The sequence below is a fragment of the Streptomyces sp. ATexAB-D23 genome, assembly GCF_000373645.1.
Taxonomy (GTDB): Bacteria; Actinomycetota; Actinomycetes; order Streptomycetales; family Streptomycetaceae; genus Streptomyces; species Streptomyces castrisilvae.
In genome coordinates, this window is sequence record NZ_KB892029.1 from 25746 (window position 1) to 45144 (window position 19399).

Sequence of the window (19399 nt, forward strand, 5' to 3'; positions counted from 1 at the left end):
GGGTCTCAACAACAACGGAGGAAACCATGTCCGAGTCCCGGACGCTGCTGCTCATCGCGTCGTCGGCCAATCCCGATCTGCTGTCCACCCCGCGCGCGCTGGGTCTGCGGGTCGTCCTCGCCAACGCCGTGCCGCCGGCCGACGGCGGTCTCTACGACGTCCACCTGCCCGTGGACGAGTTCGACGAGGAGGCCGTACTCGCGGCGGTGCGCGGCCACTTGGCCGGCGGCGGCCGGATCGACGCCGTGGCCACGTTCCACGAGGGCTCGCTCCATGTCGCCGCGCGGGTCGCCGCCGAGCTGGGCCTGCCCGGCAACTCGCAGGAGGCCGTGCGGGCGATGCGGGACAAGTACGAGACGGGCCGCCGGCTGGAGGAGGCAAGGGTGCCCACTCCGGCCACCCGTGTGGTGCGGACGCGGGCCGAGGCCCTCGCGGTGGCCGGGGAGCTGTCCTACCCGCTGGTGCTCAAGCCGCAGGCCAGCGGCGCGAGTCAGGGGGTGACCAAGGTGGCCGACGAGGCGGAGCTGAAGGCCGCCTTCGACAACATCAGCGGGATCTACGGACGCGACTCGTTCGACGAGGGCGGGTACTCGGTGCCGAACGTGGCGCGGGTCTACGCCTATCCGGACGCCGAGGGGGTGCTGGTCCAGGAGTACGTGCGGGGCGACGAATTCGCGCTGGACTTCGTCTACGGCGGTGGTGAGTACCGGCTGCTGGCCATCCACGACAAGCCCTACCCCTTCGCCGAGCCGCACTTCATCGAGGGCGCGTACGCCACGCCGTCCCAGCTGCCGGAGGTGGACCAGAAGGCGCTGATCACCACGGCCGTGGACGCGCTGAGGGCGCTGGGCGCGACGGTGGGGGGCGCGCACGTGGAGCTGCGGCTCACCCCGTCCGGTCCGAAGATCATCGAGGTAAACGGCCGGCTGGGCGGCACCAACGCCTTCGTCCAGGAGTCGATCCGGGAGTCCACCGGTGTGTGGGGGCCGCGGGAGTACCTGCGTGCCGTGCTGGGCGAGCCCGTGGACTTCACCGGCAAGGAGAACCCGACGCCGGCCGGGTTCACTCCCGTGCTCGCCGACCGCACCGGGGAGCTGGCGGGCTTCGAGGGCGTCGCGGAGGCCGAGGCGCTTCCCGGGGTCGTGGCGCTGCGGTGGATGGCGGCCCCGGGCGACCACGTGGTGATCAAGTACCCGGAGAACCCCGTCTCCTGCTTCGTCCTCGTCCTCGCCCGCGGCGAGCGGCGCGAGGACGTCCTGTCGGCGCTGGAGTCGGCCGACCAACTGCTCAAGCCCGTCTACGTCAACTGATCGCAGGGACAGGGACACAGTCATGTCGAGTCCGACGAAGAACAGGCCCGCCACCGCAGCCGACGCCCCGCCGTCCCGGCGGCCGGGCGGGCTGGGCACCAGGCATCTGACCATGATCGGCCTCGGCGGAGCGATCGGCGCCGGCCTGTTCGTGGGGTCCGGCGCGGGGATCGCCCTCGCCGGGCCGGGTGTGCTCATCAGCTTCCTGGCCGCCGGGCTGCTGGCGGTCCTGGTGATGCGCATGATGGGCGAGATGTCCGTCGCCCTGCCCGCCTCGGGGTCGTTCTCGGCCCATGCCGAGCGGGCGCTCGGAAGCTGGGCCGGTTTCACGGTGGGCTGGCTCTACTGGGCCCTGATCTCGGTGGTGCTGGCCATCGAGGCGACCGGCGCCGCGGTCATCGTCCATGGGTGGGTGCCCGGGGTGGCGACGTGGGTCTGGGTGCTCGTCTTCATGGCCGGACTGACCGTCAGCAACCTGGCTGCCGTCCGGATGTTCGGGGAGTTCGAGTTCTGGTTCGCGGTCCTGAAGGTGGTGGCGATCGTCGCCTTCCTCGTCCTGGGCGCGCTCGCGGTGGCCGGGGCGCTCCCGGGCGAGGGTGCGATCGGCCTGGACAACCTGACGGCGCACGGCGGCTTCCTGCCCAGGGGCTGGGACGGTGTCCTGTCGGGGCTGCTGGCGGTGGTCTTCGCCTTCGGCGGGATGGAGATCGTCACGCTGGCCGCGGCCGAGTCCGAGGACCCGGCGCGCGGGCTGAGCAGCGCGATGCGCAGCGTGGTGTGGCGGCTGCTGGTCTTCTACGTGGGATCGGTCGCGGTGATCGTCCTGGTGCTGCCGTGGAACGACAGCAAGGTCGGGGCGAGTCCGTTCGTCGCGGTCCTGGAGCACATCGGGCTGCCGGCGGCCGCCCAGGTGATGAACGTCGTCCTGCTCGCGGCGCTGCTGTCCGCCCTCAACGCCAACCTCTACGCGGCCTCCCGCATGGTGTACTCGCTGGCGGAGCGGGGCGAGGCCCCGAAGGCGTTGCGCGCCCTCTCACCCTCCGGGGTGCCCCGCCGGGCCGTGCTGGTGTCGGTCACGTTCGGCTTCGTGTCGGTCCTGCTGAACATCCGGTGGCCCGACAGCGTGTTCCTGTGGATGCTGAACGCGGTCGGCGCGATAGCCCTGGTCGTGTGGATCGCGGTCGCGGTGTCGCAGCTTCGGCTGCGCGCCCAGCTGGAACGCGAGGCACCGGAGCGGCTGAAGCTGCGGATGTGGGGCTTTCCCGGGCTGACGATCCTCTCGCTGGTCGCGATGGCCGCCGTCCTGGTGCTGCTGGTCGTCGACGACGCCTCCCGGCCCCAGGTGATCGGGACCGGGGTGCTGACCGCGGTGGTGCTCGCCATCGGCGTACTGAGGCAGCGGCGACGGGGATGAGGCGACGGGTGGCCGGGCCTCACCCCTCCGGGGCCCGGTCGGCGCCGTCCTGCTCGGCGCCGACCGGGCCGGTGCCGTCGTTCTCGGCGCCGTTCTCGTCGGTGCCGTCCTCGTCGGAGAGCTCCCGCAGGGTCTCCTCCAGCCAGGTGCGCTCGGTCTGCCGTGCGGCCCTGGCCATGATCAGCATGCCCTTGCGGAAGCGGTCGTCCACGTCCTTGATCCGTGCGGGGGCTCCGGAGTGACTGAAGAAGCTGGCCGGCTCGGAGAGGAAGTCCAGCCGCCGTTGCAGCACGGCCCGCTGCCGCTCACGGTCGGGCAGCCGGCTGAGAAAGGCCAGCAGGGTGAAGAACGAGCCGCCGTCGGTGATCTCGGTGCTCCGGGGATCGGAGAGCCTGCGCAGCAGCTCCGCCCTGCCGCTCCCGGTGATGTGGAGGACCTGGCGCACCGGCGCCCCGCTGCCGGGTTCGGCCTGCCGCTCCAGATGTCCGGCCTGCCTGAGCCGGTTGAGCGCGGGGTAGAGCGCGCCGTCGCTCACCGGCCGGTTGTGCCCGATCAGGTCGGACAGGTGTTGCCGGAGTTCGTAGGCGTGCATGGGCCGTTCGGCCAGGAACCCGAGGATGGAAAGTGTCAGCACGGCCCTCCTGTCAGCGTCTGTTTCCAGACTATCTCTTCTCGACCCACTCTATTAGAGGTAGCATCTCGGCACGGAACGATGGCCGGCCCCGGCGGAAGGCGAGGTGGACATGCGCGCGATGAGACTGGAGCGTCCGGGCGGGCCGGAGGCCCTGCGCCCGCGCGACGTCCCGACGCCCGAAGCCCGCGAGGGCTGGACCCTCGTCCGCGTGCGGGCCTTCGGGCTGAACCGCTCCGAGCTCTTCACCCGCCGCGGAGCCTCCCCGGATGTCAGGCTCCCGCGGATCCTGGGCATCGAGTGCGTGGGCACCGTCGAGCGCTCGACGGACCCCCGGCTGCCGGCCGGCACGGTGGTGGCCGCCGCCATGGGCGGCATGGGCAGGCGGTTCGACGGCAGCTACGCCGAGTTCGCCCTGCTCCCCACGGCCCAGCTGATCCCCGTGAAGACCGAGCTGCCCTGGACCACCCTGGCGGCGCTCCCGGAGTCCTGGCTGACCGCGTGGGGCACCCTCGACACGCTGGATCTGCGGCCGGGACACCGCCTCGTGATCCGTGCCGCCACCTCCTCCGTGGGAATGGCGGCGCTCGCCCTGGCGGCGGGCGGCGGCGTGGAGATCGCCGCCACCACCCGCGACCCCGGCAAACGGGCACTGCTGCGGGAGCACGGGGCCGACCACGTGCTCCTCGACACCGGGAACGGCATCGGTGACGCCGTCCGCTCCGTGTGGAGCGACGGCGCGGACCGGATCGTCGACCTCGTCGGAGGCACGGCCGTGCTCGACTCACTGAAGGCGCTGGCTCCCCGGGGCCGCGTGTGCAACACGGGCATCCTCTCGGACACCTGGACCATCCCCGGGTTCGAACCGCTGGAGGACATTCCCTCCGGCGCCACCCTGACCACCTACTCCAGCAGCGAGATCAACCACGGCGACCGGGCGCGCGACGCGTTCGACGGCATCGTCCGCCGGATCGAGTCGGGCGCCTGCCGGGTCGGGATCGACCGGGTCTTCCCGCTGGAGGAACTCGTGGCGGCACACCGTCACATGGAAGCCAACCGCGCCACGGGAAAGGTTGTGGCAGTTGTCCACCACACCTGACATCCGGACCGCGTCCGCGCGGTCGGCCGTCCTCTCCCCCGCCGCGACCCGCTGGTCGCTGCTGGGCCTCGGCATCCCCGTCTACCTCGAACTGCTCTCGGGCGTGGTGGCCGGAGTCATCGACACGATCTGGGTGTCCCGGCTCGGCGAGGCCGCCGTGGGCGCGGTGGCCGTCGCCACCACCCTGGAGAACGTGCTCCTCGGCGTCATCCTCATGGCCAACGTCGGGGCGACCGTGATGATCGCCGACGCGATCGGGGCGAAGCGGCGCGCCGAGGTGCCCGTGATCATGGGCGCGGTGCGGGTGCTGTGGCTCGTCATCACCCCCGTCGTGGCCGTGGGCGGCTTCCTCCTGCGTGAGCCCATCGCGCGCCTGCTCGTCGGCGGCGAGGGCGACGTCCTCCGGCTCACCGTGCAGTTCTTCGCCATCTCGTTCCCCGGGATCGCCGTCTTCTTCGCGCAGAACGTCGTGGACGGCGTCTTCAAGGGCACCGGCGACACCAGAACCCCCATGCGGACGGCGATCCTGGCCAACGCCCTCATCCTCGTCCTCGACCCCCTGCTGATCTACGGAGTCGGGCCGCTGCCGCACCTGGGCGTGCGGGGTGCCGCGCTCGGCATGCTCCTGGGCCGCGCCATCGCCCTGTGCGTCAGTCTGACGATCCTGCGGCGCAGGCGGCTCACGGACGTCGGCGACGCGGAACCGACGGGCCTCCGGCTGTGGGGCGCGCTGCGGCGGCTGCTCAACATCGGCCTGCCGGCCTCCGGGGACTTCGTCCTGCGCATGGGGATCAGCATGACCCTGGTCGGCATCGTGGCCCGCTTCGGCGAGGACCCGCTGGCGGCGTACGGCATCGGGTTCAAGGTGCTGTTCTTCGTCACCATGGCCTTCTACGCCGTGCGCCAGGCGGGCAGCATCCTCACCGCCCGCACCCGGGGAGCGGGCGAGTCCGCCGAATCCATGATCGGGCGGCAGAGCGCCGTGCTCGCCACCCTCGTCGGTGCCGGGGCGGGGTTCCTGCTCGCCGTCGGTGGACGTTTCCTCATGGGTCTCTTCAGTGACGCTCCAGGAGTCGTGGACTCCGGTGGAGTTCTTTTCTGGTACCTGTTCCCCTATCTGCTGCTCCTGGCCGGGGTGGTGGGCCTCGGCGGAGTCTTCACAGGTGGAGGGCGTTCACGGGCGCTGTTCTGGGTGACCCTCCTGGGAGCGGTGGTGCAGATCCCACTCGCCTTCGCCCTGAGCTCGTGGTCCGTGCTCGGCGTGGAGGGCGTCTGGCTGTCGATGATCGTCGGGACCGGGGCGCAGTACGCTATGTCCTATGCGCTGTTCCGGCGGTACTTCGCCGAGAATGGTTGAATCTTGACCGGCTTGATCTATGGGCAGGGATCTACTGGTCTGGTAAGAGTTGACAACTGAGAAAGATCTTATGGGGAGGGAGGCCGGCCGATCATGAGCGATGAGCCCGAGCAGAACGCGGGAGAGCAAGGGGGGCGCCTTGCCGAGAAACTGGAGCGCCTGCTGCGCATGACGGCGCCCGCGGGCCAGAAGGCCCCCTCCAACGAGGAGGTGGCGACGGCGATCAACATCGCCGCCGGCGAGAAGACGATCAGCGCGACCTACGTCTGGCAGCTGCGCACGGGCCGCAAGACGAACCCGACGATGCGTCATCTCGAAGCCCTCGCCCACTACTGCGGAGTGAACGCCGCCTACTTCCTCAGCGACGAGGAGTCGGCGAAGGTGGACGAGCAACTGGCCCTGCTCGACGCCCTCAAGGACTCCGACGCGCAGAACATCGCGCTGCGCTCGACCGGGCTCTCCGAGTCCAGCCGACAGGCGGTGTCCAACATGATCGACCAGTTGCGCAAGCTCGAAGGACTGGTCGACACCGACGCCCCGCGGGATCAGCCGGAGAAGCCGCGCCGCCCCTGAGTCCTCGGGCGCTGTGCGCTGCCGAGCAGACGGTAGGCCCTGGAGACCCGGGTGAGCTGGGATATCTCCTGCGGCAGGCTGATGTCGGACGTGCGGCGGCTCGACTGCGACCCGTCGTGCGCCGTACGTCCGGCGGCCCCGGCCACCGCGGATCTGAGCACGGCGGCCTCGAACATCGCCTCGTGCTCCGACCGCCGGGCCTGTTCGAGCCGGTGGACGGCGATGGGATCGGCCAGGCCGGCGAGCAGCAGCTGTCCGTCCCGGATCTCGATCACCCGCCGGTACAGGCGGAATTCGAGATCGCGGGGCGGTATCCAGTCGAGCAGGCGGTGACGGGTCGGCTCCAGCGTGACTTCGGGAGCCGCCCGGGTGACGGCGTGCCACAGGGGCGCGAGCCCGCGGTAGGCGCGGTAGTTCCCGAGCCAGGCCGGGCTGAGCCTGGGCCCCCAGGAGGGGATGGTCCAGCCGAGCACCTGGAGCAGGGTGCCCGTGTCGGCGATGAGCCAGAAGAGGAACTTCCAGGGGCCCGTGCTCACGAAGGGCGTGTGTACGGCGAGGATCTGCCAGTAGCGGACCGCGCAGTAGACCAGGATGAGCGCGGAGCCGCCGGCCACCAGGCGCATGCCGAGACGCAGCCAGAACTCCTGGATGGCTCGGGCGTAGCGGGCGGCGAACACGACGGACTGGTACCGCCCGACCGCGCAGATGGCCAGGTAGTAGGACATGTAGAGGGCGTAGTCCGCGTCCTGGATGTTCAGGTACACGGTCTCCTGCGCCGACGCCACCTTGCCGGGGAGCACCGCCACGAACAGGGCGATGAGCACGGCGAGGGCGACGGCGAAGCCGGTCACCTGCCGTCTCGCCACCCGCTTCGCCTGCTCGGGCGGCAGGGTCAGGTGGACGACGGAGATCTGCTGGGCCGCGGTCAGGACGATCACCGACACCTGGACGATGATGATCGTGATGTTGGGGTAGCCGAAGAACTCGATGAGCGGTCCGCGGAATACCTCCAGGTCGACCCAGTAGGAGAGACCGTTGAAGAAGAAATAGGTGCACAGCGCGACCAGGGCGGCCCGTTGCGCGTTCTTGCGCAACGCGGGGGCTTTGTAGCAGAAGGCGATCAGGTTGCTGATGGCGCACGCCCAGGAGAGCCATTGGAACAGCAGGTCCATCGGCTCAGAGCCCCATGGGGGCGCGTTCGGGGTGGTAGTCGCCGGACACCGCCATCCGGAGCCGGCCGATGACGTCGCCGTGGGTGGGGAGAGGGGCGGGGCTTTCTCCTTGTGAGCCGATGCGGGCGCAATACAGGGAGGCGATCATCTCCGCCTCCTGCTCGTTCCTGTCGGAGTACTTGTTGCGTTGCAGGACCCGCCTGACCACTGCCGGCGATATGTCCGGGAAGAGCTTGGTGAGAATGTCGTCGTCGGTGTTCGACAAGGACTGGTGGTCGCACATGATGTGGCCGAGTTCGTGAGCGATGATGTGTTCCTGGTGCGAGCGGCTCGCGGAGGCGGCGTAGATGACAAAATCCGCGGCGCCGGTTGCCAGCCACATGCCGTTCACCGAATTCCGTGGGATGGCCATCGGTACGAGGTGGATGGGCCTGCCGCGCCTCTCGGACAGCCGGTCCCTCAGGGTGAGTACGTTCCGGTCGCCGTCGGGGACGTCCAAATCCGCCAGCCGGGCACTGCACTGCCGCCTGAGCTTTCTGAAGTAGCGTTTCGAGGGGACGGCAGAAGGTTCGGGGGACTCGCTCTTCGCCGGCGTGTTCATTGAGTCTCGGTCAACTTCCGCTCGAATGGTCACGTGTGGAACGTGCGCCCGGAGGACGGGGCAACCCCGGATCGCGGAGTGTTCCGGGCCGGGGGGCGGCCTCGGCTCCTTGAGTGATTCGGTGCGGGATCATCCCTCGCCGGCCCGGAACGGCGGGCCGGGGGCGCACGTGTTCCTCCGGTGGCCCCGGAGGAGGAGTGCGCGCGAAGGTCGGGCGGTGTCAGGCGCGGCGGGGACAGGGGGAGTTCACGAAGGGAACGACCGCACAGCTCTCCGGCCGGGGCGCGGGGCACCGACAGCCTTCGACCCGCCCAGGCGTGCTCAATGAGGCCGAGACCTCATGCGCCACCTTTCGCGCTCGCTCCTTCATGGCCATCCCCTCTATGGCGCGACGCATGTGCCCCGGTCACGTTGCCCGCAGCTGCCGCACACGGCAGTCAATGCGAACCAGCTCGCCTCAAACGATGCCCCAAACGACCAGATCCATGTAACCGGTTGGCCGAAAATCGCCAATGATCCTTTTCGCTGGGAACTGCGGTGACAGCGATGCCGCACTTCGGAAACCGCTGGTTCCGCCCCGCCCTCCGCTTAACGTGAAATCGCCGGAGAATGGCGCGATAGCCCCCTGTGCTCACCTCCACCGGCCGACTGCCGGTCCACAGTCTATGAAAACCGAACAATCAACGGATGGTATGGGGAGAAGGCGCTTTCCCCGCGATAGGGAACCGCCGCACCCGCCGTGGCCGAATATGCGCGGGGCCGGGACGGCGCCCGGTGCCTTGGCAAGCAGGTCACCGTTCCCCGATGGATGGCTGCCGGGCGAGGAACTCCTCGAACGCCGCCTTCTGCTTCGGGTCCATGAAGCCTTGGCGAACATGGAGTGCCTTCTCCTTGAGCCATCGCGCTTCTCCGGGGCACAGCAACTCGGCGACCACCACGCCGTTGCGGGCGACCGCCGTACGCCCTCCAGCGCGACGGCGGAAGAGGGTGAACGCGCCGAACTCCCTGGGATGGGCCAGTTCCGGCTGCTCCCCCGCGTCCCGGTCCTCGCTCTCGCCCCCGGTGTCTCTCGACGGGTAGGCGGTGGGGGCCCAATGCTCCCAGCGCGCCAGCGTGGCCGCGGGCACCAGCACCGCGTGTTCCGGCTGCCGGTGCCCCTCCCACCGGAATGTCACCGTGACGGGCTCGCCGACCGCCTCGGCCAGCCCGAGCACCCGCTCCACCTCGTCGTTGTCCGGGTAGGCCACCGTCACATCGATCTCAATGCTCATGTCGCCGGAGGCTACCCGCCGGGGGAACCCCGCCGTCCGTCACCGTCCGGCACCGGGCCGTTACGGCTCCGTGTGGTAGTAGCGCGTGCAGGACTTCACCATGCCGTCCTCGGCGATGTGGAAGAGGTCCACGAAACGCAGGCAGGCGCCCGGGGTGATGCGGCGGCCGGCGGCGACGACGCTGCGGTCGTGGGCGACGACACGGTCGATCTCGTGGCGGGTGCGGGGGCCGTTGTGGTCGCGGTGGGCGCGCAGGACCGCGGTGCGGCCGCGGGCGGTGGGGGCGCCCGGCAGTTTCAGCTCGACGTGGTCGTGCAGCAGCGATCCGCACGCGTCGAGGTCGCCCGCGTCGAGGTAGTCGTAGACGAGGCGGACGTGGTCGGTGCCGGCGGCGGTGACCAGGTCGCTCACCGTGTTCGGGCCTGTACTCGTCCAGGCGTCGGTGTGCATGGGACGCCTCCTTTCTCCTTCGCGACGCACTCTTCCGCAGCCCGCCAACCCCCGCTTATCGCGGCGCTATTCGCTGAGCGACCACGCTGGGCAGGCAGGATGGACAGACACATGGGGGTTGTGAAAACTTTGGGCAAGTTGATCCCGGAGTATCAACGCGCTTACGAGCTGGGGGTCTCGGTGGCCGAGGGCACGATGCACACGGTCCAGGACGCCCCCAACACGGCACGTCCCCCCTTCCAGTTGCTGGGTCCGCTCCAGGTGCGGGGCAAGGACGGGCCGCTGCGGGTGCCGCCGGGGCGGCAGGAAGTGATCCTGGCCGCCCTGCTGCTGGAGGCGAACCGGGTGGTCGGCACGAGCTACCTGGTGGACCTCATCTGGGAGGACAACCCTCCGGAGACCGCGCGCACGCAGGTGCAGATATGTGTCTCCCGGCTCCGGAAGCTGCTGGCCGGTGCGGACAGCACGGTCTCGATCTCGACCCGGCCGCCGGGTTACGTGCTCCACGTCGACACCGGGGACGTCGACTCGCTGCTGTTCACCGGTCTGGTCGCGATGGCGCGGCGGCAGCGTGACGAGGGCGAGGCGGAGAAGGCGGTGGCGCTGCTGAAATCGGCGGTGGCCCTGTGGCAGGGCGACTCGCTGACCGGTCTGGTGAGCGGCCCGCTCGCCAACAAGGCCCGCCAGCTGGACGAGGAGCGGCTGGGCGCCGTCGAACTGCGCATGCAGTTGGAACTGGAGCTAGGACGGCACGACCGGCTCGTGGGTGAGCTCCAGCTCCTCACCCACGAGAACCCGTTGCGGGAACGGCTGCGCGGCCAGCTGATGTGCGCCCTGTACTGGTCGGGGCGGCAGGCGGAGGCGCTGGAGGTGTTCCGCACCGGGCGCCGGATCCTCGACCAGGAACTGGGGCTGGCGCCGGGCAGGGAGTTGCGCGGGCTCGAAGCGGCCATCCTCGCCGGTGAGCTGCCCCCGCCGGTCCGGGCACCCCGGCCCCGCGCGGAGAGGACGGAGACCGCCCCAGCCCCCGCGGCCGGGCGGGCGCGGGGCGAGGAGCGGGTGGCGCCCGGCGCCGAGCACGCCACGGACCGGGACGAGACCGGCGGCCCCGCCCCGGAGCAGCGCTCCCCCGCCGCCGGCCAGGACACCGCACCCGGCCGGTCCGACGCGCCGTCGCACGATGCCCGGCCCCAGCAACTCCCCGCTGCCACCTCCGACTTCGTCGCGGACGAGGCCCAGATCGCCGCACTGGAGAAGGCGTTGACCAGCGGCCGGGACCGCAAGGCGGTCGGACTCGCCGTGATCACCGGCAAGCCGGGCACCGGCAAGTCGACACTCGCCGTGAACATCGCGCACCGGCTCGCCGAGACGGGGTTCCCCGACGGTCAGCTCTACTGCGACCTGCGCGGCACCGGCACCCCGGCCACCACCCTGGAAGTGCTGGGCCGCTTCCTGCGGGCCCTGGGCATCCCGGGCCAGCTGATCCCGGACTCGCTGGACGAGCGGGCGGAGATGTACCGGACCCGGCTCGCCTCGCGCCGCCTCCTGGTGGTCCTGGACGACGCCGCCACCGAGAGCCAGGTGCAGCCGCTGCTCCCGGGCAGCCGGGACTGCGCCGTCCTGGTCACCAGCCGGGCCAGGCTGACCGCTCTCCCGGGCGCGCACCGGGTCGAGCTGGACGTCCTGGACGAGGAGCGGGCGCTGAAACTGCTGTCCAGGATCGTCGGGCAGGAACGGGTGGAGGGTGAGGCGGCGGCTGCCGAGGCCCTGGTCCGTACGGTCGGGCGGCTGCCGCTGGCCCTGCGCATCGTGGCCGCCCGGCTCGCCGCCCGCCCGCACTGGACGCTCGCGTCGATGGTGCACAGGCTGGCCAACGAGCGGCACCGGCTGGACGAGCTGGCGCACGGCGAGATGACGATGCGGGCCAGCCTCTCGCTCACGTACAACGGTCTGGCGCCGGAGGATCGTGGGCTGCTGCGGATGCTGAGCATGTCGCGGACGCCGACGCTGCCCGGCTGGCTGGCCGGCGCTCTGCTGGACGACGACCGGCCGGTGCCGTCGGACCTGATGGAGCCGCTGGTCGACATGCAGATGCTGGATGTCGTCGGGGTGGAGCGCAGCGGCGGCTACCGGTACCAGTTCCACGAGATCATCCGCGTCTACGCCCGCGAGCAACTGGCCGCGCACGACGCCCCGGAGGAACGCCGGGACGCGCTCACGCGCATGGCGGGCGGCTGGATGTATCTCGCTCAGGAGGCCCATCGCAAGGTGTACGGCGGCGACTTCACCGTGCTGCACGGCGACGCCCCGCGCTGGGCGCCGCCCCCGTCCTGCACCGAGGAGCTGCTCACCGACCCGCTGGCCTGGTTCGACGCGGAGCAGGCCGCCCTGTGCGCGATGGTGGAGCACGCCGCCGACGAGGGGCTGCACGACGTCAGCTGGAATCTGGCGACGACCCTGGTCACCCTGTTCGAGGTGCGGGGCCACTACGACCTGTGGGAACAGACCCATGTGCGGGCGCTGGCCGCGGTGCGCAAGGCCGGCAATCTGCGGGGCACCGCCGCCGTGCGTGCTTCGCTCGGCTCGCTGTACATGAGCCGCAACGAGTTCGACATGGCGCGTCAGGCGCTGAGTTCGGCGCTCGACGTCTTCCAGGCGCTGGACGAGCCGCAGGGCGAGGCGCTGTGCCGCCGGGACATGGCGCTCATCGCGCGGACGAACGGTGAGGACGACACGGCCCTGGATCTGTACGAACGGTCGCTGGCCGACTTCGACCGGGCCGGTGACGTGGTGGGGCGGGCGATCGTGCTCACGCAGAGCGCCCACATACGGATGCGCCGGGGTGAGACGGACGCGGCGCAGGTCCAGCTGGACGAGGCGCTGGAGATATACGACGGGGTCGGCTACCTGGGGGGCAGGGCCCGGACCCTGCGCAGGGTGGGTCAGCTGCTGCTGGAGCGGGACGAACTCGATCTCGCGGTGCTGACGTTCACGGAGGTCCTTGAGCTGTGCCGGGACTCCGGCGATGTGATCGGCGAGGGCCATCTGCTGCGCGATCTGGGCCATGCCTTCGCGCTGATGGGGCGGCCCGACCGGGCCAGGTACTTCTTCGACCGTGCTGTGGCGGCCCGGGAGCAGATCATGGATTTCGGCGGTGGCGCGCTGGCCCGCCTGGATCTGGCCCGGCTGCTACAGGATGAACCGGGGCGTTCCCGGGAACTGCTGGCTCCCGCGCTCGAAGTGTTCGCGAACCGGGGCATGAAGCGTGAACTGGCGGAGACTCGGCGGCTGCTCGGCACCGGCTGAGGCGAGTGCCGGGGGCGTCAGTCCCAGGGGTTGTTGTCGGTGGAGTCGGTGGCGCCGGGGGTGGGGGTGCTGGTCGTGGCCGGCTGGGTGCCGGTGCCCGACGCGTCGTCGGCCCAGCCGGCCTGGACGCCGATTCCGGTCACGATCACGACCGCGGCGGTGGCGAAGGCGGCGCGGAGGGCGTTGCGGGCGGTGGTGTTCTTCGTCATCGGACTGTCCTCTCGTCGGTGTTCCGTTTCCTTCTGGACACCACGTTAGGAATGGCGGGATTCACCGCACCGGTCCCGGCCTTATCCCCCCGCTATCACGGACCCCCGCCCCTATCACCAGCGGCGCGCGCCCGTCCGTCCGGGCGGTGCGCCGCCGCTCGTACGCGCCCCGCCGCTATCCCGGGGCGGGGCGGACCGGCCCGGACGGCGTTGGTCCCGCGATGCTCCCCGGATAGGCCGCGTGTGGAGGATGCCCGGCAGAAGCAAGGCACGACAGCCGTCTCCCTCACAGCGCCCCGGCCCGCAGCCGCTTCCGGGGTGCCTATCCCCGACGAGCAGGAGTCCTTCCATGACGCTCAGCCACCCCCCGCAGCACACCCCCGCCACCTCCGCCACTCTCGGCTCCCTGATACGCGGTCACCGCCTCCGGATCGGCCTGACCCAGCGGGAGCTGGCGGACCTGTCCACCATCAGCGTGCGCGCCATCCGGGACCTGGAGAAGGGAAAGGCGCAGCGGCCGAGAACCGACACGGTGCGGCTGATCGCCGACGCGCTGAGGCTCGGCCCCCGGTCGCGCACCGCGCTGGAGGAGGCCGCGCGACGGGGGCAGCGGGCGGGCGGTGACGTCCGGCGCCTGTCTGTGGAGCGGGCGGCGCCGCCCGTGCCGCTGTACCCGCTGGTGGGCCGGGAGGCGGAGACCGGTGTGGTGGTGGAGGAGCTGGGGTCGGGCGCGGAGCGGCTGATCACCGTCGTCGGGCTGAGCGGCGTCGGCAAGACCCGGCTCGCCCTGGAGGCGGCGGCCCGCCTGCACGAAGCCGGGCTGCCCGTGCTGTGGCACTCCGGTGACGGGGCCGCCGCCGGCTGCCTCCGGACCGAGGACGACCTGCTCCCCAGGCTGGCCGACGGGTGCGCGCGGTTCCTGCGCGGTGACGGTGACGCCGGGGATCTGCTGCCCGAACTGGCGGATGTCCTGGGGGCGATCGGCGGGCAGGGCAGCGTGCTCGTCCTCGACGGCGTCGACACCGGCGTCCTCGACTTCGGCCGGCTGAGCGGTCTGCTGCGCGCCTTCCCGGGCCTGCGCCTGCTGCTCACCGGGGAGCGGCCGTGGAACGTGCCCGGGGAACGCCTCTTCCTGCTCTCCCCGCTGCACGCGCCCGCACCGGCCGCCGGGCACACGGACGCGGCGGCCGTCCGGTTCTTCCTCAGCCAGCTGCGCCGGGTCCGCCCCGACATCGTGCCGGACGAGCGGACGCTCGCCGATGTCGTCTGGATCTGCCACCGCCTCGACGGCCACCCGGCCGCGCTCGGTGCGGCCGCCTCCTGGCTGACCGTCTGCGACCTGTCCACCCTGCGCAACATCGTGGACTCCGATCCGGCCCCGCTGCTCGACCATCTCGCCGGGGGCCCGGACGGCTCCCGCCTCCAGGAGCGCGTCGGGCGCACCCTCGCCGCGCTGCCCGCCGCGTACCGGACGCTCGTCGGTGACCTGTGCCGGGTGGGCGACGGGGAGTTCCTGCTCCAGGACGTCGTCCGGCTGACCGGGCGCACGCTGCCGGAGTGCGGCCGGCTGATCCGCGATCTCCTGGTCAGCGGGGTGGTCCGGTCCAGTTCGGACGGCGGGCGCTCGGGGTTCCGCGTCCTGTGCGTGGTGCGCGCGTCGGCCGGCGCCGCGGCTGCCGTCTGACTGCCGCAGCCGCGCCGAACTGCTGGCCCTACCGCCGGAACAACTGCCGCTCGGCACCCGGCTCCGGCGGTTGTATGGCACTGCCGGCCCGGTACGGACGTCAGGGCGAGGCCGGCCCGGTCCGGCCCTTCCCGACCGGCCCGCCGGCCCCCGTACTGCCCGCCGTTCCCGGCTCCGCGCTTCCAGGACCAGCCCATCCCCGCCGCGACCCACACAGGAGACCCCATGCCGTCCGACGCAACCGTCGCACCCGCTCCGGCCGCCTTGCGGTTGCCGCTCTCGGAGGCCCAGCGCGACATCTGGACGGCCCACACCCTGGACCCCACCGGCCGGAAGTACAACATCGCCGAGTGCCGGGACATCCTCGGCCCGGTCGACCCGGAGCTGATGGCTGCCGCCTGGCGCCGCCTCGTCGAGGAAGCGGACGTGATGCGCACCCGCTGCATCGAGGACGACGGCGAGACCGTGTGGCATGTGATCGACGGCGAGCCGGGCGCCCGTACCCTCTCCTTCACCGATGTGAGCGCCGAGGACGACCCGGAGCGCGCTGCCTGGGACCTGGTGGGCGTGGCGGCGGGCACCGCCTTCGACCTGGCCCATGAGTCCCCGGTCCGTTGCAAGCTGATCAAGCTGGCGGAGGACCGGTACTTCTACTTCTACGCCTTCCACCACCTGCTGGCCGACGGCGTGACCTTCTCGTTGCTGCTGAAGCGGCTGGTCGAGCTGTACGAGAAGGCGGTCGCCGGGGAGCCGTGGGGCGATACGCCGTTCGGCCGGCTGGCCGACCTCCACGCCGAGGACGCCGCCTGGCGCAGCTCCGAGGAGGCCACCGCCGACCGGGCCGCCTGGCACGAGCACTTGGCCGGGGCCCCACAGCCGCCGGACAGCCTGATCCGGGGCACCGGCCGGGCGGCTCCGTCGCGGGGCGTCCTGCCGTTCTCCCGGCGCACGGTCCTGGTGCCCGCGGCGGACGCGGACCGGCTGCGTGCCGTCGCACGCTCGGAGCGGGTGTCGTGGCCGGTGCTGATGGTCGCCCTGTTCACGGTGTACGTGCACCGGGTCACGGCACAGGACGAGCTGATGCTCGCGCTGCCGGTGACGGGCCGGACCACGAAGGCCGCCCGCAGCACGCCGGGCATGACCTCGAACGTCGTACCGCTGCGGCTGCGGGTGGGCGCCGGGGAGACCCTGCACACGCTGGTACGGGCGGTGTCGGCCGAGGTCAAGCACGGTCTGCGCCATCAGCTGACGCGCTACGAGGACCTGCGGCGGGACGCCGGCGCCCTCACCGGTACCCGCAGGCTGACCGGTCCTGTGCTCAACATCATGGGCTTCAACGCCGACATGACGGTGTGCGGCAGCCCCAGCATCAATCACAACGTGACCAACGGCCCGGTGGACGACCTCAACGTCGCGGTGTACGACCTGGGCGCGGCGGAGGGTCTGCGGATCGACTTCGACACCCCGGTCGAGGGCGTCGACGCCGAAGCCACGGCCGCCCACCAGGACCGCTTCGCCCGCTTCCTCACGGCTGCCCTCGCCCCGTCCGAGGAGCGGGGCGAGCCGGCCGATCGCAGGATCGCCGAGTTGGACGTGCTGTCGGCGGACGAGCGGGAGCTGCTGCTCGGGCCGTGGGCGGGTGCCGTGGCCGACCGGGACGACGTCTCGCTCGTCGACCGGTTCGAGGCACAGGTGGCCCGCTNNCCGGANGCNGTCGCNCTNNTCGACGGNGANCGNNGNNTCACGTACNNGGANNTGAACGCGACNGCCAACCGCTGGGCCAGGCACCTGCGTTCACGCGGCCTCGGNCGGGGCGACCTCGCGGGGATTCTGCTGGAGCGCAACGCCNCCTTCGCCACCGCGCTCATCGCCGTACTGAAGACCGGCGCCGGACACGTNCTCCTGGACCCCGACTTCCCGGACGAACGCCTCCGCTCCGCCGCCACCGAGGCCGCGATCAGCCACCTCGTCACCCGCACCGCACTCGCGGAACGCCTTGAGGGGCCGTGGGAGGTATGCGTCCAAGGGCCCGAGGAGTTCTCGGGCCAGTCCCCCGACAACCTCGGGATCNCCATNCAGGGCGACGACCTCGCGTGCGTGATGTTCACCTCCGGGTCCACCGGCCGGCCCAAGGGCATCGTCTCCTCGCACCGCACCCTCGTATCCACCCTCGTCGGGCAGACCTACCTCCCGACGAGCCCGGACGAGGTGTTCCTCCAGTCNTCACCCGTCTCCTGGGACGCCTTCAGCCTCGANTTCTGGGGNCCNTTGCTGCACGGCGGNNGNGNNGTNCTNCANCCNGGNCAGAAGCCNGANCCNGCNCTNATCGCNGANCTCNNGCNNNGGCANNNGGTNACNACNCTGCTNNTGTCGGCCAGCCTCTTCAACTACCTCACCGACGAGCACCCCGAGACCTTCGCATCGGTCANNACCGCNTACACCGTCGGCGAGGCCGCNTCNCCCGCCCACGTACACAAGCTCATGAACACCTGGCCNGGNATCAGGGTCATCAACGGATACGGCCCCGCCGANGCCATGATCTACGCCACCACCCACACCATCGAACCCTCCGACGCACCCCACCCCGTCATCCCCATCGGCTCNCCNCTNGTCAACAAGCCCCTCTACGTACTCGACACCNCCCTCCNCCTCTGCCCNCCCGGCACCACCGGCGAGCTNTACATCGCCGGCGACGGACTCGCCCACGGCTACCTCAACCGACCCGACCTCACCGCCACCCACTTCATCCCCAACCCCCACGGCCCCACAGGCACCCGCCTCTACCGCACCGGAGACCTCGCCCACTTCGACCACAACGGCCACCTCCACTACGAAGGCCGAGCCGACAGCCAAGTCAAAATCCGCGGCTTCCGCATCGAACCCGCCGAAGTGGAAACCGCCCTCCTCAGCCATCCCCGCATCACGCAGGCCGTCGTCACCAAGCACCACGACCAACTGTCCGCCTATGTGGTCAGCAGTGGTGCCGTCGCCATGGAGGATGTGCGCCGCCACCTCGTGGACCGCCTCCCCGAGCACCTGGTCCCCGCCTACCTCACCCCGCTCGACCGGCTCCCCCTCCTGCCCAACGGGAAGACCGACAAGCGGTCGCTGCCCGAGCCGGTCGCGGTCTCGGCGGGCGGTCGTGCCCCGCGCACCCTGCTGGAAGAGACCCTGGCCGGCCTCTTCACCAGCACGCTCGGCTCGCCCACGGACCTGTCGATCGACGACGACTTCTTCCACCACGGCGGGCATTCCATCCTTGCCGCCCGCCTCACCAACCGGATAGCGCAGGCTCTGGGCGTCCGGCTGACGATCCGGGACGTCTTCCAGAACCCGACGGTGGCGCGGCTCGCGGAGAAGGTCGGCACGGAGAAGGGCCTGCCCGCACTGCCTCCGCCAACCGCGGGCGAGGGGCCCGACGAGGGACCGGCCCCGGTGTCGTTCGCCCAGCGCCGACTGTGGCTGCTGGCGGATATGGAGGGCGGCAGCACCGCCTACAACGTGCCGATGGCGGTGCGTCTGGAGGGTGCGCTGGACGTCGATGCCCTGGAGGCGGCGCTCAACGACGTGGTCGAGCGGCATGCACCCCTGCGCACCCTGTTCGAGACGGTGGACGGCGAGCCGCGACAGCTCATCCTCCCCGCGGCGCAAGCCCGGGTGGTGGTCGAGCGCCGCGAGGTGACGCCGGAAGCGCTGGACGGCGCGATGGCCGAGGCCGGTCGCCACGTCTTCGACCTCCGGACCGAACTCCCCCTCAGCGTCACGCTGTTCCGGCTGGACGAGGCGACACACCACCTGGTGCTCGTGCTGCACCACATCGCCACGGACGGCCACTCCGGCAACGCGTACTTCACGGACCTCGCCCGCGCCTACGAGGCACGGCTCGCGGGCGCCGAGGGCCAGGTGCTGGAGCCCTTGTCGGTGCGGTACGCGGACTACGCGGTGTGGCAGGAGCGTGTGTTGGGCTCGGCCGACGACGCGGACAGTGTCCTGTCGCACGAACTGGCCTTCTGGGACCGGACCCTGGACGGGCTGCCGGAGGAGCACGCGCTCAACTCGGACCGGCCCCGTCCGGAGCGGGCCTCGCACCGGGGCGGTGCGCTCGATGTCGCCCTGGGTGACGACCTGTTCGAGCAGATCGGCGCACTGGCCCGCGCCGAGGGGTGCACCCCGTTCATGGTCGTGCACGCCGCGCTCGCCGCCGCCCTCACCCGACTCGGAGCCGGCACGGACCTGGCCATCGGCTCCCCCGTCGCCGGCCGCACCGACGAAGCACTCCGCGACCTCGTCGGCTTCTTCGTCAACACCCTCGTCCTGCGCAC

General features: G+C 71.2%; 13 protein-coding genes and 1 pseudogene. 8 read left to right on the forward strand and 6 right to left on the reverse strand.

Annotation, left to right across the window (positions count from 1 at the left end; genetic code table 11):
• The first annotated feature begins 26 nt into the window (after positions 1-26).
• A complete protein-coding gene (locus tag B082_RS0124260) occupies positions 27-1310 on the forward strand; it encodes an ATP-grasp domain-containing protein (RefSeq protein ID WP_018554394.1) in 1284 nt (427 codons plus the stop codon).
• A gap of 22 nt (positions 1311-1332) precedes the next feature.
• Positions 1333-2724, forward strand: a complete 1392-nt coding sequence (locus B082_RS0124265; protein ID WP_018554395.1) for an amino acid permease — start codon at positions 1333-1335, stop codon at positions 2722-2724.
• Positions 2725-2743: 19 nt separating this feature from the next.
• Here the strand turns inward: B082_RS0124265 and B082_RS0124270 are convergent, their stop codons facing one another.
• Positions 2744-3358, reverse strand: coding sequence for a PadR family transcriptional regulator (locus tag B082_RS0124270; protein WP_018554396.1), 615 nt, complete (start codon positions 3356-3358; stop codon positions 2744-2746).
• Between the two features lie 109 nt (positions 3359-3467).
• Here B082_RS0124270 and B082_RS0124275 point away from each other — a divergent pair, with 109 nt between their 5' ends.
• From B082_RS0124275 to B082_RS36540, 3 genes are all read left to right on the forward strand, one after another.
• Positions 3468-4454 carry a zinc-binding dehydrogenase gene (locus B082_RS0124275; protein ID WP_037710808.1) on the forward strand — a complete coding sequence of 329 codons (987 nt, stop codon included), beginning with the start codon at positions 3468-3470 and terminating at the stop codon, positions 4452-4454.
• Positions 4438-5811, forward strand: a complete 1374-nt coding sequence (locus B082_RS0124280; protein WP_018554398.1) for an MATE family efflux transporter — start codon at positions 4438-4440, stop codon at positions 5809-5811. Before B082_RS0124275 ends, B082_RS0124280 begins: the two co-directional genes overlap by 17 nt.
• A gap of 93 nt (positions 5812-5904) precedes the next feature.
• Positions 5905-6384 (forward strand): hypothetical protein, encoded by a 480-nt coding sequence (locus B082_RS36540; RefSeq protein ID WP_063831067.1) that lies wholly within the window; start codon positions 5905-5907, stop codon positions 6382-6384.
• Here the strand turns inward: B082_RS36540 and B082_RS0124290 are convergent.
• The 4 genes from B082_RS0124290 to B082_RS0124305 all read right to left on the reverse strand — a co-directional run bounded on the left by B082_RS0124290 (position 6357) and on the right by B082_RS0124305 (position 9878).
• The gene (locus B082_RS0124290; RefSeq protein WP_018554400.1) at positions 6357-7556 is read right to left on the reverse strand and encodes an MAB_1171c family putative transporter; all 1200 of its coding nucleotides are present in this window, start codon (positions 7554-7556) and stop codon (positions 6357-6359) included. The genes B082_RS36540 and B082_RS0124290 overlap by 28 nt on opposite strands.
• A gap of 4 nt (positions 7557-7560) precedes the next feature.
• Positions 7561-8190 carry a toxin gene (locus tag B082_RS36545; RefSeq protein WP_158688898.1) on the reverse strand — a complete coding sequence of 210 codons (630 nt, stop codon included), beginning with the start codon at positions 8188-8190 and terminating at the stop codon, positions 7561-7563.
• 758 nt (positions 8191-8948) lie between these two features.
• Complete coding sequence (locus B082_RS0124300) at positions 8949-9428, reverse strand: hypothetical protein (RefSeq protein ID WP_018554402.1); 480 nt, start codon at positions 9426-9428, stop codon at positions 8949-8951.
• 60 nt (positions 9429-9488) lie between these two features.
• Entirely contained in the window at positions 9489-9878 is a 390-nt protein-coding gene (locus B082_RS0124305) for a nuclear transport factor 2 family protein (RefSeq protein ID WP_018554403.1), read from the reverse strand.
• Positions 9879-10073: 195 nt separating this feature from the next.
• On the opposite strand from B082_RS0124305, the gene B082_RS0124310 reads away from it, so the two are divergent.
• Positions 10074-13184, forward strand: coding sequence for an AfsR/SARP family transcriptional regulator (locus B082_RS0124310; protein ID WP_324608504.1), 3111 nt, complete (start codon positions 10074-10076; stop codon positions 13182-13184).
• A gap of 17 nt (positions 13185-13201) precedes the next feature.
• Here the strand turns inward: B082_RS0124310 and B082_RS0124315 are convergent, their stop codons facing one another.
• On the reverse strand, positions 13202-13393 hold the full coding sequence (locus tag B082_RS0124315) for a hypothetical protein (protein ID WP_018554405.1): 192 nt from the start codon (positions 13391-13393) through the stop codon (positions 13202-13204).
• 349 nt (positions 13394-13742) lie between these two features.
• On the opposite strand from B082_RS0124315, the gene B082_RS0124320 reads away from it, so the two are divergent.
• Positions 13743-15077 carry a helix-turn-helix domain-containing protein gene (locus B082_RS0124320; protein ID WP_018554406.1) on the forward strand — a complete coding sequence of 445 codons (1335 nt, stop codon included), beginning with the start codon at positions 13743-13745 and terminating at the stop codon, positions 15075-15077.
• A gap of 225 nt (positions 15078-15302) precedes the next feature.
• A pseudogene (locus B082_RS36550) lies at positions 15303-19399 on the forward strand (non-ribosomal peptide synthetase); the annotation flags it as partial.